We start from the raw sequence: 14,530 nt of genomic DNA, 5'->3' as shown, positions 1-14,530 counted from the left end.
ACGGGAACGTTACATGCCCGCAATGCCGCGTTATTTCATCGGTTTGGGAAGGATATTTCAGACACGCTCCCAGATCGCCGCAATCCCCTGTCCTCCGCCGATGCACATGGTGGTAAGACCGTAGCGGCCGCCGCTGCGGCGCAGTTCGTAGAGCAGCTTGGCGGTTATGATGGCGCCGGTGGCGCCCACCGGATGGCCCAGCGCGATGCCGCTGCCGTTGGGGTTCACCCGTTCGGGATCGAGCCCCAGTTCCTGCGTCACCGCGCAGGCCTGCGCGGCGAATGCCTCGTTGGCTTCGATCACGTCGAGATCGGCGACGGTCAGGCCCGCGCGGGCAAGGGCATTGCGGGTCGCCGGAACCGGGCCGATGCCCATGTATTCCGGCGAAACCCCGGCATGGCCGTAGGAAACGAGACGGGCCAGCGGGGTGAGCCCATGATCGCTGAGCGCTTGTTCGCTTGCCAGCACCAGTGCGGCGGCGCCGTCGTTGATGCCCGAGGCATTCCCGGCGGTGACGGTGCCTTCCGTTTCCGCGAAGACGGGACGGAGCTTCGAGAAATCCTCCGGCTGCGCATCACGGCGAACGTATTCGTCGGTATCGAAGCGCACGCTGCCCTTGCGGGCGGCGATATCGACGGGGACGATCTGTTCGCGGAACCGCCCTTCGGCGATCGCCCGCGCCGCCCGCTGCTGGCTGAGAAGTGCCAGTGCATCCTGCATCTCACGCGTCACGCCGTAGCGGCGTGCGACGTTTTCCGCGGTAACGCCCATGAGAATGTCGTGAAACGGGTCGGTCAGCGCGCCGTTGAGGCCGTCGATCACGCGGGCGTCGCCCATCTTGCGGCCCCAGCGCAAGTCCGGAAGGTAATGCGCCGCGCGGCTCATGACCTCGGTTCCGCCGGCAAGGGCCAGTTCGCAGTCTCCGAGCATGATGGACTGCGCGGCGCTTATCAGGGCTTGAAGCCCCGAGCCGCAAAGCCGGTTGACGGTCAGCGCGGGCACTTCCTCCGGGACACCGGCACCGATCCCGGCAATGCGGGCAACGAAATGGTCGCGCGGATGCGTGGTGATGACGTGGCCGAACACCACGTTGCCCACCGCTTCGGGCGCGATCCCGGCGCGATCGATCGCCGCGCGGCCGACGTGGGCGGCAAGGTTGCCGGGCGTCCTGTCCTTGAGCGTGCCGCCGAAGGCGCCGATGGCGGTGCGGGCGGCGGATACCGCGTAGATCGTCTTCATGTCAGCCTGCCTGTTCCAGATGGCTGCGGAATTGATGGCGCAGTTCGGCCTTCATGACCTTGCCCGAGCCGGTGTGCGGCAGTTCGTCCACGCAGACGACATCGTCCGGCAGCCACCAGCGCGCGACGTGATCGGCCAGGTGCGCCAGCATTTCCGCGCGGCTAACGCTCGCCCCTTCATGGAGGCAGAGCAACAGCAGCGGCCGTTCCTGCCAGCGCGGATGCGGGACGCCGATGACCGCGGCCTCGCGCACGGCGGGATGGGCGACGGCGACGTTCTCGAGCTCGATCGAGGAGATCCACTCCCCACCGGACTTGATGACATCCTTCGCGCGGTCGGTGATCTGGATGAAGCCGTCACCGTCGATCCGGGCGATGTCGCCGCTGTCGAACCAGCCCCCGGCATCGAGCGCGGAGCCGGGCTCCTTGCCGAAGTAGCCGCTGGCCACCCAATGCCCGCGTACCAGCAGCGGGCCGACGTTGTCGCCGCCGGGCCCGGTGACGCTGCCATCCTCCGCGCCGATGCCGATCTCGCTGCCGAACAGGCAACGCCCGGCCTTGGCGCGCAAGTCCAGATGCGCCTCTGGTGAAAGGTCGCGGTGGCGGGCTGCCGTGCGGCACACCGCGACGACCGGGCTCGTTTCGGTCATGCCCCAGGCCTGCATCGTCTCCACGCCCAGAAGGTCCCGGAACCGCTGGACGAGCGCGCGCGGGGTGGCGGCGCCGCCCATGAACACGCGGTCCAGCTTGAGCGCGGCGCGTTCCTCGGCCGTGGTCGTGGCCTCGATCCTGTCGAGGATAGTGAACCATACCGTTGGAACACCGAGAGAAAACGTGATTTCCTCATCCCGGATCAGCGCGTGAAGCGAAGCCCCGTCCAGCGCGCTGCCGGGCAGCACCAGCTTGGCCCCGCACATGGCGGAGGCATAGGGCACGCCCCATGAATTGACGTGGAACATCGGCGGCAGCAGCAGCGCATGGTCCCGCGCCGACAGCGCCATCGAATCCGCCGAGCAGAGCGACATGGCGTGAAGCACGGTGGAACGGTGGCTGTAGAGCACGCCCTTGGGATTGCCGGTCGTGCCCGAAGTGTAGCAGAGCCCGGCGGCGGAACGCTCGTCGATGTCCGGCCAGGCCGCCAGCGGTTCGGCAGCGGCAAGGAGGTCCTCGTAGGCGACGATATCGGCCAGCGGCGATTCCGGCAGGTCCTTCCGCTCGCACAGGACCACCACGGTCACCGGCGCATCGTGAATGGCAAGAACGCCCTCCGCCAAGGGGAGAAGATCGGGATCGACGAACAGGATGCGCGCGCCGCCATCGGCCAGCACGAAACGGATCTGCTCCTCGAACAGGCGGGGGTTGAGCGTGTGGAGGACATAGCCGCCGCCGGGAACGCCGTAATAGAGTTCGAGATGGGGAAGCCGGTTCCAGGCGAGGCTGGCGATGCGATCACCGGGCTTCGCGCCGAGCGATTCCAGGGCGGCGGCGACGCGGCGCGACCGCTGGGCAACGCGGCCCCAGGTCGAGCGTTCGAGCGTGCCTTCTGTGCCTCTCGATACCACTTCGGTGTCGTTGTGGTTGCGTTCTGCGTGGTCGATCACGCTGCCGATGGTCAGCGGCAGGCATTGCATCAGCCCCATCATGGTGCGGCAGGCTCCTCTACGTTCCGCGCGGGTTTCTCCCGGCGATTGAGGGCCTTGATGTGGCCGGCGGGCGGGAGCGGCAACGCAGGGAGCAGGCTGCCGGTGGAATATCACAGGCTGGATAGTCGCGGCCCGAAATGCGCCGGACCCGCGAAGTTGCATTCGCCGCGATCCCGTGGAATCACATATGTGATATCGATTGCGGGCCATTCCCTTGCCCGGCGGAACGGCGTTACCAATCGGCACGAGAAAAAAGGAGCGCGAAAGCTCCGGATAAAAATGGAGAGGCGAGAATGATCCGGCGAACGGTCAAATCGGCGTCACGGACCCTTGAGGTCCTCGAACTCTTTGCCGAGGAACGCAGGCCCATGCGTCTGCACGAGGTCTACACGATCCTGGGCTATCCGCAGTCCAGCGCCACCAACCTCCTGAAATCCATGGTCGTCATGGGTTACCTCAACTACAACCGCGTGACCCGCACCTATCTGCCCACCATGCGTGTCGGCGCGCTGGGCAACTGGCTGCCGGGGTTCGTCTACTCGGACGAAAGCTATCGCTGGCTGGTGGACGAACTCCAGCGCCGCACCGACGAGACCGTGGGGCTTTCCACCCAGAACGATCTGTTCGTGCAGTACATCCTGCTTAAGGCGCCCGATCACGAGTTCAAGATGGTGCCGCCGGTGGGAACGATGCGGTTGCTGGTAGATTCCTCCAGCGGCCTGGCCCTGATGAGCGAGATGAAGGACCGCGAGATCGACAAGATCTGCCGTTACACCAATTACTATCAGCTAGCCGAGGGGCGCCGCTTCGATCACGCCGAACTGATGCGGGAAATCCGCTGGACGCGGCAGATCGGCCATGCCTACCTCGCGCACAAGCCGCTGAAGGAAGTGTCGCAGATCTCGATCTCGCTGGGCGAGAAGATCCACGGCATTCCGCTGGCGATCGGCGTGGGCGGGCTCGCCGAACGTATTGCCAAGTCTCAGTACGACATCATCGAGGCGATGCGGGAGTGCATCGCCGAGTTCAAGGCCTTTCGCGAAGAGCAGCACTATGCCGAAGCGGCCGAGTAGCGGGCGATCACGGACGTGATAGTTGTGGGGGCAGGCACGGCGGGTTCGACATCGCCGTGCCTGCCCCCAGACGTTCTGCGGGCTGCGCAAAAGGGAGAGAGCCTTGCGGTCCGAAACAGAAAAACAGGCCTTCAGGCGCGCCTATATCGAGGCGCGCGGCTACTGGGTCGAATTCAACGACGGCCTTCTGGAACACAGCCCCGAATGGCTTGAGGCCTACCTCGCCTATTCCTCGACCCCGGCGCGCGTCGGGCCGCTTTCGGCGCGGATGCGCGAACTGATCTACGTCGCTGTCGATGGCTCCACCACGCATCTTTTTCTGGCGGGGCTGGAAATTCATGTCCGTCTGGCCTTGCAGGTGGGCTGCACGCCGGGTGAGCTCGTCGAGGTCCTGCAACTGGCGACGATGCAGGGGCTCGACAGCGTGGTGCTGGGCATGTCTGTTCTGGAAGAGGAACTGGCGGCAATGGGCCGCGCGATACCGGTAGAGCAGGCGGACGGCGGGGTGCTGGACCGCTACGAAGCGCTGCACGGCGACCGGCCTGGCTGGCTGGCGGCGATGGCGGCCGTCTCCCCGGAATGGGCGCGGGTGCTGGTCGATCTGCTTGAAACGGCTGACGGCACCTCGCGCCTGACCGCCAGGGAGCGGGCCCTGATCCGTCTGGCGCTGGCCGCCTCTCCCACGCACCTCAGCCGGGAGGCGGTGCGGACCGAGACGCGCCGGGCGCTGGAACTGGGGGCGGGCGTTGACGAAATCGCTCAGGTTTTCCAGCTTGTCGCGCATCTTGGTCTCCATGCCTGTTCCGAAGGCATTCCCGCCGTGATGCGCGCTTCGCAGGAGTAGAGCCGATGGACATTGCTTTTTTCACCCCGATCGCCAGCGATCTCGGGGAGAGCCCGGTGTGGGACGGGCAACGCCAATGGCTCTGGTGGATCGATATCCGCAAGGGCCGGGTCATGGCCGTGGATACATCGGGAACGCTCGTGCGCGACTGGACTTTCGACCGGCAGGTCGGCTCCATCGGGTTGGCCGAAGATGGCCTCGTAGCCGCCTTTGCCGACGGCTTCTCGCTGATCGACCTCGACGGCCGGGTGCGCGATCTCGTCCGCCCCGCGATCGGCGAGGGGGCGATCCGCTTCAATGACGGCAAGATGGACCGGCAGGGGCGCTTCCTGTCAGGCACCATGCAGCATGGCGGGCAGGAAAGCGCGCTGGGCACGCTATGGCGGCTTGGCCGGGGCGGCGATGCCGAGAAGCTGCTGGATGGCTTCCGGCTGACCAACTCGCTGTGCTTTTCGCCGTGCGGGCGCTGGCTCTATGTCTCGGATTCGCTGGAGGGCGTGCTGCGCCGCTATCCCTACGATCCGGAAACCGGGGCGCTCGGGCCGATGAAGTCGCTGTTCGATTTTGCTGCTGCCGGCACCGCGCCGGACGGCGCCACGGTGGACAGCGAGGGGCACATCTGGGTTGCGCTGGTGATCTCCGCGCAGATCGCCTGCCTGTCTGCTGAGGGAGAACTGCTGCGCCTTGTCGACCTGCCGGTGCCCTATCCCTCGTGCCCGGCGTTCGGCGGCCCGGATATGGCCACGCTCTATGTCACGACGATTTCCGATTCCGGGCATAAACTGAAATCCGATCACCCGGATGCGGGGCGGATGCTGGCGATTTCCGGGCTCGGTGCACGTGGGATCGGCGAGGCGCGCTTCGTTCCAGATAATCACACTTGGAATTAGTGCCCGCAGAGCCCGGCTGACACTGGAAGCGGGCACCCGTCCCCGTGCAGTCAAACGGGCATGGACCTCGATTTCACAACAGACGAACTGGCCTTTCGCGATGAGGTACGCGCCTTCTTCGCCGAACATGTGCCGGATACCTGGCTCACCCGCGTAAGATCGGGGCTGCGCCTCGAACCCGCCGAACTGATCGCTTACCAGAAGGCGCTCGCCGCAAGGGGATGGGGCGCGCCGACCTGGCCCGTGGAATATGGCGGCACCGGGTGGAGCCCTGCGCAGATCTACATCTTCGAAAGCGAATCCGCCCGTGCCGGTGCGCCGATCCAGTTCCATCAGGGCCTCGAACTGATCGGCCCGATCATCTTCACATATGGCTCGCAGGCGCTGAAGGACCGCTACCTGCCGGGTATCATCCACGCCGACGACTGGTGGTGTCAGGGCTATTCCGAGCCCGGCGCCGGTTCCGACCTCGCCTCCCTGCGCACGACGGCGGTGCGCGACGGGGATCATTACATCCTCAACGGGCAGAAGATGTGGACCAGCTTTGCCCAGGTCGCCAGCCACATGTTCGTGCTGGCGCGCACCTCACAGGAGGCCAGGCGCCAGCAGGGCATTTCGCTGTTGCTGGTGGATATGAAGACCCCCGGCATCTCGATCCGCAAGATCGAGACCATGGACGAGAAGTATACCACCAACGAGGTCTTCCTTGACGAAGTGCGGGTGCCGGTCGGCAATCTCGTGGGTGAGGAAGGTCGCGGCTGGGAATACGGTAAGGTCCTGCTCGACCGGGAGCGGATGGTCTGCTCGGCCACCGCGCTCCATTTGCCGCAAGTGCTGGACGGTGTGCGGGAGGCTGCCTCGGCCCGGTGCGTGGGCGGCATTCCGCTGGTCGAGACCCCGGCCTTCGCCGCGCAGCTCGCCCAGATCGAGATCGAGGCGATGGCGCTCGAGACCATGGTGCTTCGGCTGCTCGCCGATCTGGCGGTAGGGCAGGATTCCGGCCCGCGCGGCTCGATGGTGAAGCTGCGCTGGTCCGATCTCTACCAGCGCGGCATGGCGCTGTGGATGGAAGCGCTTGGGCCCGAGGCCGCGCATTTCCGGGCGCTGGACGGGGATGCGCTCCCCGACATGCCTTATGCGATGCAGGGCGCGCTCTATTCCCGCGTCACCTCGATCTACGGCGGATCGAGCGAGATCCAGCACAACATCATCGCCCGCCGCGCGCTGGGTCTGTGAGGCTGCCATGAACTTCGAATATTCCGACGAGCAGCGCATGCTGCTGGACAGCGCCGACCGTCTCGGCGGCGACCTCTGGCCGGCGGCCGAGCGGCTTCGCCATATCGACGCTTTCGAGGAAATCTCCGCGAAAACATGGGCGCGGATGGCCGAGCTGGGCTGGCTGATGCTGCCCATCGCGGAGGCCGATGGCGGCCTTGGCGGATCGGCGGTTGACGTCATGGCGCTGATGGAGGGCCTTGGCCGCCATCTCGTGCCGGCCCCCTATGTCGCGAGCAGTGTGCTGGTTCCCGCCCTGATCGGCGGCGACCCGGCGGCTGCCGACGTACTGGCGGCGATCGCGCAGGGCAGTGCCCGCGCCGCGGCCGGGCTGCTCGAAGCGGGCGGTGGGTACGATCTGTCCCATGTCGGTCTTTCCGCCACGCAAGGTCCACAAGGCTGGACGCTCAGCGGCGAGAAGCTTCACGTCGAGGATGGGGCAGGCGCCGACTGGTTCGTCGTTTCCGCGCGAACGGGGGGAGATGTGCGGGATGCGGAAGGCATCGGCCTGTTTCTTGTTCCCGCCGCCGCGCCCGGCCTTGCCGTGGAGCGGTTCCGGGCCATCGACCAGCATCGCCACGCGCGCCTGCGCTTCGAGAATGTGACCGGTGCGATCCCCGTTGGCCGCGCCGGATCGGCCTTGCCGGTCATCGAGGCGGCGGTGGACAGGGCGATCTGTGCAAACCTGGCGGAAGCGGTCGGCTCGATGGAGGCGGCGCATCTGGCCACGCTGGAATACCTGCGCACCCGCAAGCAGTTCGGCGTCGCCATCGGCACGTTCCAGGCGCTTCAGCACCGGGCGGTCGACATGGCCATCGCCCTCGAAGAGGCGCGTTCGATGTCCTACCGGGCAACGCTCAGCCTCGACCGGCCGGTGGCCGAGCGCCGCCGCGCGGTCAGCGCCGCCAAGGTGCGCGTGGGGCAATGCGGGCTCTACGTCGGGCGGCAGGCGGTCCAGCTTCACGGCGGCGTCGGGTTCTCGGACGAACTCGTCATCAGCCACCACCTCAAGCGGCTGATGATGCTCGATTGCGCCTACGGCTCTGCCGAGCATCACCTTTCGCGCTTCGCAAGCGCCGCCTGACGCGCGGGAGACGTGCATCTCGCGGGGCCGCGTTCACGGATGTGATCTTGGCTCCGCATCGCTCCAAACGGTCGGATTACCGACCATCCCTCCCGCATAATCGGCGGGTCAATGCTCCGGGAGATGATGGGCAAAATGGTTGAAGCAAACAGCGCTGGTCGGGTGGATGCCGCCTATGACGCGGTTGTCGTCGGCGCCGGCATCGGCGGCCTCTACATGGTCTACAAGCTGCGCGAAATGGGCCTCTCGGTGCTCGGCATCGAGGCGGGCGACAATGTCGGCGGGGTCTGGTACTGGAACCGCTATCCGGGCGCCCGGTGCGACCTGATGACCGTGGATTACTGCTACACTTTCTCGCCGGAAGTGGACGCGGAGTGGTCGTGGTCGGAACAGTTCGCAGCGCAGCCCGAAATCCTGGAATACATCAATTTCGTGGCCGACCGTCACGAACTGCGCAAGGATTACCTGTTCGGGACGCGGGTAGAGCGGGCGGCCTATGACGAGGCCCGTCAGGTCTGGCAGTTCCATACCGACACCGGCAAGGTCTTCGAGGCGAGTTACGCGGTCATGGCCACGGGACCGCTTTCGGTGCCCAAGGTGCCCGAATTCGTGGCGAACGGCAGCTTCAAGGGCGAACTGTATTACTCGGGACGCTGGCCGAAGGAGCCGGTGAGCTACGAGGGCAAGCGGGTGGGCGTGGTCGGCGTCGGCTCCACCGGTATCCAGATCGTGCCGGTGGTGGCGCAGGAGGCGAAGGAACTCACGGTGTTCCAGCGCACGCCGAGCTTCACGATGCCGATGCGTAATCACGCCTACACGCCGGAGTACCAGGCACAGATCAAGCGCCACCTGCCCGCCATGCGCGCGTCGGCGCGCAACAGTCCGCTTGGCGGGGTGCGTCCCTCGTCCACGCGGCCCTATTTCAGCGTGCCGCCCGAGCAGCGCATTTCCTTGATGGAGGATGCCTGGAAGAACGGCGGACACACCTTCCTCGGCACGTTTTCGGACCTTCTCCAGAACGAGGAAGCGAACGAGGAAGTGGCCGAATTCGTCCGCGGCAAGATCGGCGAGGTCGTGAATGATCCCGAAACCGCCGAAATGCTCAAGCCGCGCGGCTATCCGATCTTCGCACGCCGGGCCTGCCTCGACACCCACTACTACGAAGCCTTCAATTTGCCGCACGTCAGGCTGGTGGACTGTTTCAGGGAGCCGATCCACACCCTCACCGATAACGGCATCAAGGTGGGCGACCGCGAGATCGAGCTGGATATGCTGATACTCGCCACCGGCTACGACGGGCTGACCGGCGCGCTCATGGCTTTCGACGTGGTGGGACGCGGCGGAGAAACGGTCAATCAACGCTGGTCGGGGGGCGCGCATTCGCACCTAGGCCTGATGATGAAGGACTTCCCGAACCTCTTCATGATCTGCGGCCCCAACGGACCTTCGGCGCTTGCCAACATCTTCACGATCAACGAGCAGAACGTGAACTGGATCGCCGACGCCATCAGCCACATGCGCTCCCATGGCCTGACCGCGATGGAACCCACGGGAGAGGCGGAGCAGGGCTGGATGGACCTCGTGGCGGGACTTGCCGAAGGCACGCTCGTGTCCAAGGCGAAGACCTGGTACACCGGCACCAATATCGCGGGAAAATCGCGCGGGCTCACCATGTATACCGGTGGTTTCAAGGCCTATCGCGAAGCCTGCGAAGAGGCCGCGTCTCAGGACTATCCCGGCATCGCCTTCGAGCGTGCGGGCGTTCCCGAAACGACCGCCTGATCGCACCGCTTTACGAAAAAAGGCCCTGGAAGCGTCCTGCTTCCGGGGCCTTTGCCGTTTCGAAGGCGTGTCAGACCAGCAGGTCTTCGTAGAAAGCGCCGAACGGCCGGGTTGGATGGCGGATCTGAATTTCCAGGATCCACAGTCCCTTGCCGGGCACTGCTTCGAAATCTCCGAGGTTCCCGCCCTTGTGCACCGAATGCGGATAGTCGCTCACGCGGTGTCCGCGAATGTCGAGATTGAGTTCCCATCCCATCGCCAGCGCTTCCTGCGCGGCGCGGTCGTAAAGTGCGCTGCCGGTCACCGCGCCCGCGTTCCAGATGGTGCGGACGCGCTCGAACAACTGTTTCGAGGCGGCGGCGCAGGCTTTCATCTCCGGATCGTCGCCCACCGTGAAAGTCGCGCCCACATCGCCTTCGTGGCTGTCGAACACGGGGCCCATGTCGATGAAGAAAATATCGTCTCCGGCCAGCACGGCGTCGCCCTGCGAACGGTCGCTGAAGATCTTGAGTGTATTGGCGCCGAAGCGGATCAGCAGGGGGTGCCAGGACATTTCCATGCCCAGTTCCGCCAGTACGGCACGGCCTGCCTCGTGGACCTCGCTTTCACGCATTCCGGGCCGGACGATGGCGGCAATCCTCTCCAGCGCAAGCCAGGACCGGGCCTGGGCACGGCGAATGGTATCAAGGTCGTAGCGCGGTCCCACCGCTTCGCGGCTCGCAGGGGTGGCGGACATGCACGGGCTCCAGGAAGGGATCGGGGGCGCTCGTTTGGCGGGCTTGCAGGTTAGCCGTCAAGAGCGGCTCGCATCACGGGGTACCTTATTTTTGCAACGCAACGTGTGAATCATTGCGTTTGATAGAGAGGGCTGATCGCGGGATGGGTGGAGCCGCCTTTTCGCAACCGGATACCTGCCCATGACCACCGCCGCCAGCACCGCCACTTTAGAACGACCGACAACCGGGGCGGTGCCACCGCGCGGTTGCACTTTCGAGCCGGAGGACTGGGCCATCCTCGCCCGCCACTGGCATCCGGTCGCGCTGTCCCGTGAAGTGGACGAGAAGCCGCTCGGGGCCAAACTGCTGGACCAGCCTCTCGTGCTCTATCGTGTCGATGGCGAGGTCGTCGTCGCGCCTGATGTCTGCCCTCATCGCGGCGTGCCGTTGAGCATGGGCACCGCAGGGGAGGGCGGCGTCGTCTGCGCCTATCACGGGCTGACATTCGGGAAGGGCGGCAAATGCGTCCATGTGCCGGCACATCCCTCGCGGGATATCCCGGCCCGGCTGAGCCTCAAGGCCTATCCCAGTGTGGAGCGCTATGGCCTCGTCTGGACCTGCCTCGATACCGAAGACACCGCGCCTCCGCCCGGCGCCATTGCCGACATGCCCCATTGGGACGAGCCGGAATTCCAGCAGATCGTCTGTCCATGGATCGACATCAACGGCTTTGCTGGCCGTCAGCTCGAAGGCTTCCTCGATGTCGCTCACTTCGCTTTCGTCCACCATGCGACCTTCGCCGATCCCGACAATGCCGAAGTGCCCACTTATACGCCCCGGCGCACGGATTACGGGTTCGAGGCGGAATACTGGAGCAGCGTGGGGAACTATCCGATCGGCGTGTCGCAGCGCGGCGTGCCGGGCTTCAACTGGCTGCGTCATTTCCGCTGCCATCTGCCGTTCACGGCAACGCTGGAAATCCATTTCCCCGGCAAGGACCGGCTTGTCATCATGAATGCGGCTTCGCCGGTTTCCGCCAGGGTGACGCGCCTCTTCGCGCCGATCGGCCGGAATTTCGACACCGACCTGCCGGTGCAGGACGTCTATGATTTCAACTTGCGCATCTTCGAGGAGGACAAGGCCATCGTCGAGGCGCAGATGCCCGAATGGCTGCCCCTCGATCCGGCTGAGGAGGCGCATATTCCCGCCGACATGAGTTCGATGACGTATCGGCGCGGTCTCAAGGCGCTGGGGCTCAACCGCTTCTTCACCTGCTGACCGATCAACTGAGGCGGTGCTCCCGCGCCGCGATCGGTGCGGGCAGGTCGGTTTCGCCCAGCGCACTTAACATCTCGCGCTCGATCGTGCGGGCCATCGCATCGAGCGGGAGATCGTTGGGCTCGAGGCCGAAGGGATCTTCCAGTTCGTCCCCCAATGCGTCGAGCCCGAAGAATGTGTAGCTGACCAGCAGCACCGGCAGCAGCGTCCACCAGCCCAGCGATCCGGCCAGAGCGAAAGGCAGGGCCAGGCAGAAGATATAGGCGGTGCGGTGCAGCAGCAGCGAATAGCTGAAGGGCACCGGCGTCTGCGCGATACGCTCGCAGCCTGCCTGGACCTGCGCCATGAGATGAAGCTGTTCCTCGATCAGCGAATGGTGGATCGCTCCGATCCGCTCCTGCTGCATGAGGTCGAGGCAGCGGCGGCCCATCTGGACCAGCAATGCGTCCGTCGGGTTGACGGCATCGTTCCATGTGCCCCGGCCGCAAGGGCCGGCTATCGCAGCCACTTCCTCGCCGCCGCGCAGGCGGGCGGCGAGACCGGCGGCGAAACCGATGCAGCCCTTCAGCAGGAACTGCCGGTCTGCCTCGTCCAGCGTGGCGATGCGGCGGGCGAAGGACCGGCAGGCGATGACCAGCGAGCCCCAGAGCTTTCTTCCTTCCCACCAGCGATCATAGCAGGCGTTGTTGCGAAAGCTCATGAAGATGGAAAGCGCGATCCCGATCAGGGTGAAGGGGATCGCGCTGATCTGGGCGAACAGGCCGGGATGCGACCTTGCGGCCAGCACTGCGACCACGCCGATCGCCGCGATCGAGAACAAACGGCCGAGAATGCGGGGCAGGATGGAGCCGTGCACCGCAAAGGCAACCTCGCGAAGTCCCGGCTTGGGGCGGACAATCATTCCGCCGGGTCCCCGTAGATATAGGCGAGCGTACCTGACTTCAGGCGCACTTCCTTGCGGATGTAATCGACCTCATAGGCATCGGCGGCGGCGATATCGGCCTCGGACAGGCGGAACAGGGTGCCTTCGACGGCATCCTGGGGATCGGTGCTCCGTTCGACCATGGGATGCCAGCGGGTGCCGCTCTTGGCGATGACTTCGGGGTCGGTGATCTCGATCATCCGCTGGCGCCAGCCCGGTATCGCATCCGGTTCGCCTTCCACCAGCCTGCCGAACAGCGCCAGTTGGACCTCGTGCTGGCGGAGAGTTCCGTAGGAGAAAAGGAGGATATCCGACATTACGACCTCTCAGCGATGACCTGGAGTGCGCCGTTGACGATGCGGGCCTGCGTGAATTCCTCCACACCCGCAAGTCCCTGATGGCGGCCCATGCCCGATTGCCGCGCGCCGCCAAGGGGGACTTCGAAGGGCAGGTCGAACACCCGGTTCACCCAGACGAGGCCGCTGTCGATCCGCTCCGCCACGGCCATCCCGCGCGTCACGTCGCCGCTCCAGACTGAGGCGCCGAGCCCGTATTCGCTGGCGTTGGCGCGCGCGACGGCCTCGTCAAGGCTGTCATAGGCCATGACCGGGATCAGCGGACCGAATTGTTCCTCGCGCACGAGCCTTGCATTGTCCGGCAGCCCTCGCACCACGGTGGGAGGAACGAACCAGCCCGGGCCGTCCGGAAGCACACCGCCGCAGAGGACCTGGCCGAGCCTTCGGCTTTCCTCCAGCAGGCCGCCCAGGCGGGCATGCTGGGCCGCGTTCTGAACCGGGCCCAGTGTGGTGTCTTCCGACAGACCATTGCCGATGACGGCGGCACGCGCCAGCTCGACCAGCGCCTCGCAAAGCGCATCGGCCTTGTCGCGGTGGACGTAAATGCGTTTGATGCCGAGACAGATCTGACCGGCATTGGCCGTGGCACCGGCAAAAAGCTGTGGCGCAACCGAGGCTATATCCGCATCGTCCAGCACGATCGCCGCGTCGTTGCCGCCCAGTTCGAGCGTGAAGCGTTTGAGCGTGCCCGCGGCGCTGGCAAGTACCTTGCGCCCGGTTGCGGTGGAACCGGTGAAGCTGACATGAGCCACATCGGGATGTGCCGTCAGCACCGGTCCAAGGTCGCCGCGGTCGCCCAGCGTCTGGAACGTGCCCGGCGGAAGCAGGTCGGCGACGAGTTCGCCGAAGCGCAGCGTCGTAATCGGCGTTGTGGGTGCGGGTTTGGCGATAACGCAATTGCCCGCGAGCAGCGCCGGAGCGAGCTTGAGCATGAGGAGCAGCAGCGGATAGTTCCACGGCACGATCGCAATGACGACGCCGAGCGGATAGCGCTGCTCGACCACTCTCTCGGAAGGGTTCTCCTTGAGGACCACGGGCTCCAGTCGCAGCCCGGCATGGTAGTGCAGCGCGGCGATGGACCCTTCGACTTCGCCGCGTGCCTCGGCCAGCGTCTTGCCCTGTTCCTGCGTCAGCAGGCGCGCGAATTCCTCGCTCCGGGCTGCAAGGGCCTGTGCCATCGCTTCGAGGCAGGCGGCGCGCTCGTCCTGCGAACGTGCGCGCCAGCCGGGAAAGGCGCGCAGCGCGGCGGCGACGGCTTCCTCCGCCTGCGCCGCATCGGCGCATCCGCTTGCCGCGATCACCTCGCCGGTTGCGGGATTGAGCACGTCCATTGCGGCAGCGCCCTGTTTCAGGCGGCCGTCGAGAAGTAGTCGGTATTGCATCGCCATGCCCTAGCCGCCGGAGGCCGCGCGGCAAAGTGGGCGGATGG

General features: G+C 65.6%; 13 protein-coding genes. 7 read left to right on the top strand and 6 right to left on the bottom strand.

Annotated elements, in window-relative coordinates; genetic code table 11:
* Nucleotides 1–57: 57 nt before the first annotated feature.
* Both U9J33_RS18485 and U9J33_RS18480 read right to left on the bottom strand, forming a co-directional pair.
* Nucleotides 58–1,239, bottom strand: coding sequence for an acetyl-CoA C-acyltransferase family protein (locus U9J33_RS18485; protein ID WP_185999741.1), 1,182 nt, complete (start codon nucleotides 1,237–1,239; stop codon nucleotides 58–60).
* A 1-nt stretch (nucleotide 1,240) separates the two neighbouring features.
* Complete coding sequence (locus U9J33_RS18480) at nucleotides 1,241–2,881, bottom strand: long-chain fatty acid--CoA ligase (RefSeq protein WP_185999740.1); 1,641 nt, start codon at nucleotides 2,879–2,881, stop codon at nucleotides 1,241–1,243.
* A 293-nt stretch (nucleotides 2,882–3,174) separates the two neighbouring features.
* Between U9J33_RS18480 and U9J33_RS18475 the strand changes: the two genes are divergently transcribed.
* The 6 genes from U9J33_RS18475 to U9J33_RS18450 all read left to right on the top strand — a co-directional run bounded on the left by U9J33_RS18475 (nucleotide 3,175) and on the right by U9J33_RS18450 (nucleotide 9,829).
* Nucleotides 3,175–3,954, top strand: coding sequence for an IclR family transcriptional regulator (locus U9J33_RS18475; RefSeq protein WP_054434371.1), 780 nt, complete (start codon nucleotides 3,175–3,177; stop codon nucleotides 3,952–3,954).
* 103 nt (nucleotides 3,955–4,057) lie between these two features.
* A complete protein-coding gene (locus U9J33_RS18470) occupies nucleotides 4,058–4,798 on the top strand; it encodes a carboxymuconolactone decarboxylase family protein (RefSeq protein WP_221937309.1) in 741 nt (246 codons plus the stop codon).
* Nucleotides 4,799–4,803: 5 nt separating this feature from the next.
* Complete coding sequence (locus tag U9J33_RS18465) at nucleotides 4,804–5,688, top strand: SMP-30/gluconolactonase/LRE family protein (RefSeq protein ID WP_185999739.1); 885 nt, start codon at nucleotides 4,804–4,806, stop codon at nucleotides 5,686–5,688.
* 60 nt (nucleotides 5,689–5,748) lie between these two features.
* Nucleotides 5,749–6,924, top strand: a complete 1,176-nt coding sequence (locus U9J33_RS18460; protein ID WP_185999738.1) for an acyl-CoA dehydrogenase family protein — start codon at nucleotides 5,749–5,751, stop codon at nucleotides 6,922–6,924.
* Between the two features lie 7 nt (nucleotides 6,925–6,931).
* A complete protein-coding gene (locus U9J33_RS18455) occupies nucleotides 6,932–8,047 on the top strand; it encodes an acyl-CoA dehydrogenase family protein (RefSeq protein WP_185999737.1) in 1,116 nt (371 codons plus the stop codon).
* 135 nt (nucleotides 8,048–8,182) lie between these two features.
* Nucleotides 8,183–9,829 (top strand): NAD(P)/FAD-dependent oxidoreductase, encoded by a 1,647-nt coding sequence (locus U9J33_RS18450; RefSeq protein WP_324699639.1) that lies wholly within the window; start codon nucleotides 8,183–8,185, stop codon nucleotides 9,827–9,829.
* Nucleotides 9,830–9,899: 70 nt separating this feature from the next.
* On the opposite strand, the gene U9J33_RS18445 is transcribed toward U9J33_RS18450, so the two are convergent.
* A complete protein-coding gene (locus tag U9J33_RS18445) occupies nucleotides 9,900–10,565 on the bottom strand; it encodes a M24 family metallopeptidase (protein ID WP_185999735.1) in 666 nt (221 codons plus the stop codon).
* 181 nt (nucleotides 10,566–10,746) lie between these two features.
* On the opposite strand from U9J33_RS18445, the gene U9J33_RS18440 reads away from it, so the two are divergent.
* On the top strand, nucleotides 10,747–11,823 hold the full coding sequence (locus tag U9J33_RS18440) for an aromatic ring-hydroxylating oxygenase subunit alpha (RefSeq protein WP_185999734.1): 1,077 nt from the start codon (nucleotides 10,747–10,749) through the stop codon (nucleotides 11,821–11,823).
* A gap of 4 nt (nucleotides 11,824–11,827) precedes the next feature.
* Here the strand turns inward: U9J33_RS18440 and U9J33_RS18435 are convergent, their stop codons facing one another.
* Genes U9J33_RS18435 through U9J33_RS18425 form a run of 3 tightly spaced genes read right to left on the bottom strand, consistent with a single transcriptional unit; the run spans nucleotide 11,828 to nucleotide 14,489 of the window.
* A complete protein-coding gene (locus tag U9J33_RS18435; protein ID WP_185999733.1) occupies nucleotides 11,828–12,724 on the bottom strand; it encodes a bestrophin family protein in 897 nt (298 codons plus the stop codon).
* A complete protein-coding gene (locus U9J33_RS18430) occupies nucleotides 12,721–13,062 on the bottom strand; it encodes a gamma-glutamylcyclotransferase family protein (RefSeq protein ID WP_185999732.1) in 342 nt (113 codons plus the stop codon). Before U9J33_RS18430 ends, U9J33_RS18435 begins: the two co-directional genes overlap by 4 nt.
* Nucleotides 13,062–14,489: an aldehyde dehydrogenase family protein gene (locus U9J33_RS18425; RefSeq protein WP_185999731.1), complete on the bottom strand. Its 1,428-nt coding sequence runs from the start codon at nucleotides 14,487–14,489 to the stop codon at nucleotides 13,062–13,064. Before U9J33_RS18425 ends, U9J33_RS18430 begins: the two co-directional genes overlap by 1 nt.
* Nucleotides 14,490–14,530 lie beyond the last annotated feature (41 nt).

The organism is Novosphingobium sp. RL4 (assembly GCF_035658495.1).
GTDB lineage: Bacteria > Pseudomonadota > Alphaproteobacteria > Sphingomonadales > Sphingomonadaceae > Novosphingobium.
Note: the sequence above shows the minus strand (reverse complement) of the source record. Positions and strands in the feature narration are given on the sequence as shown.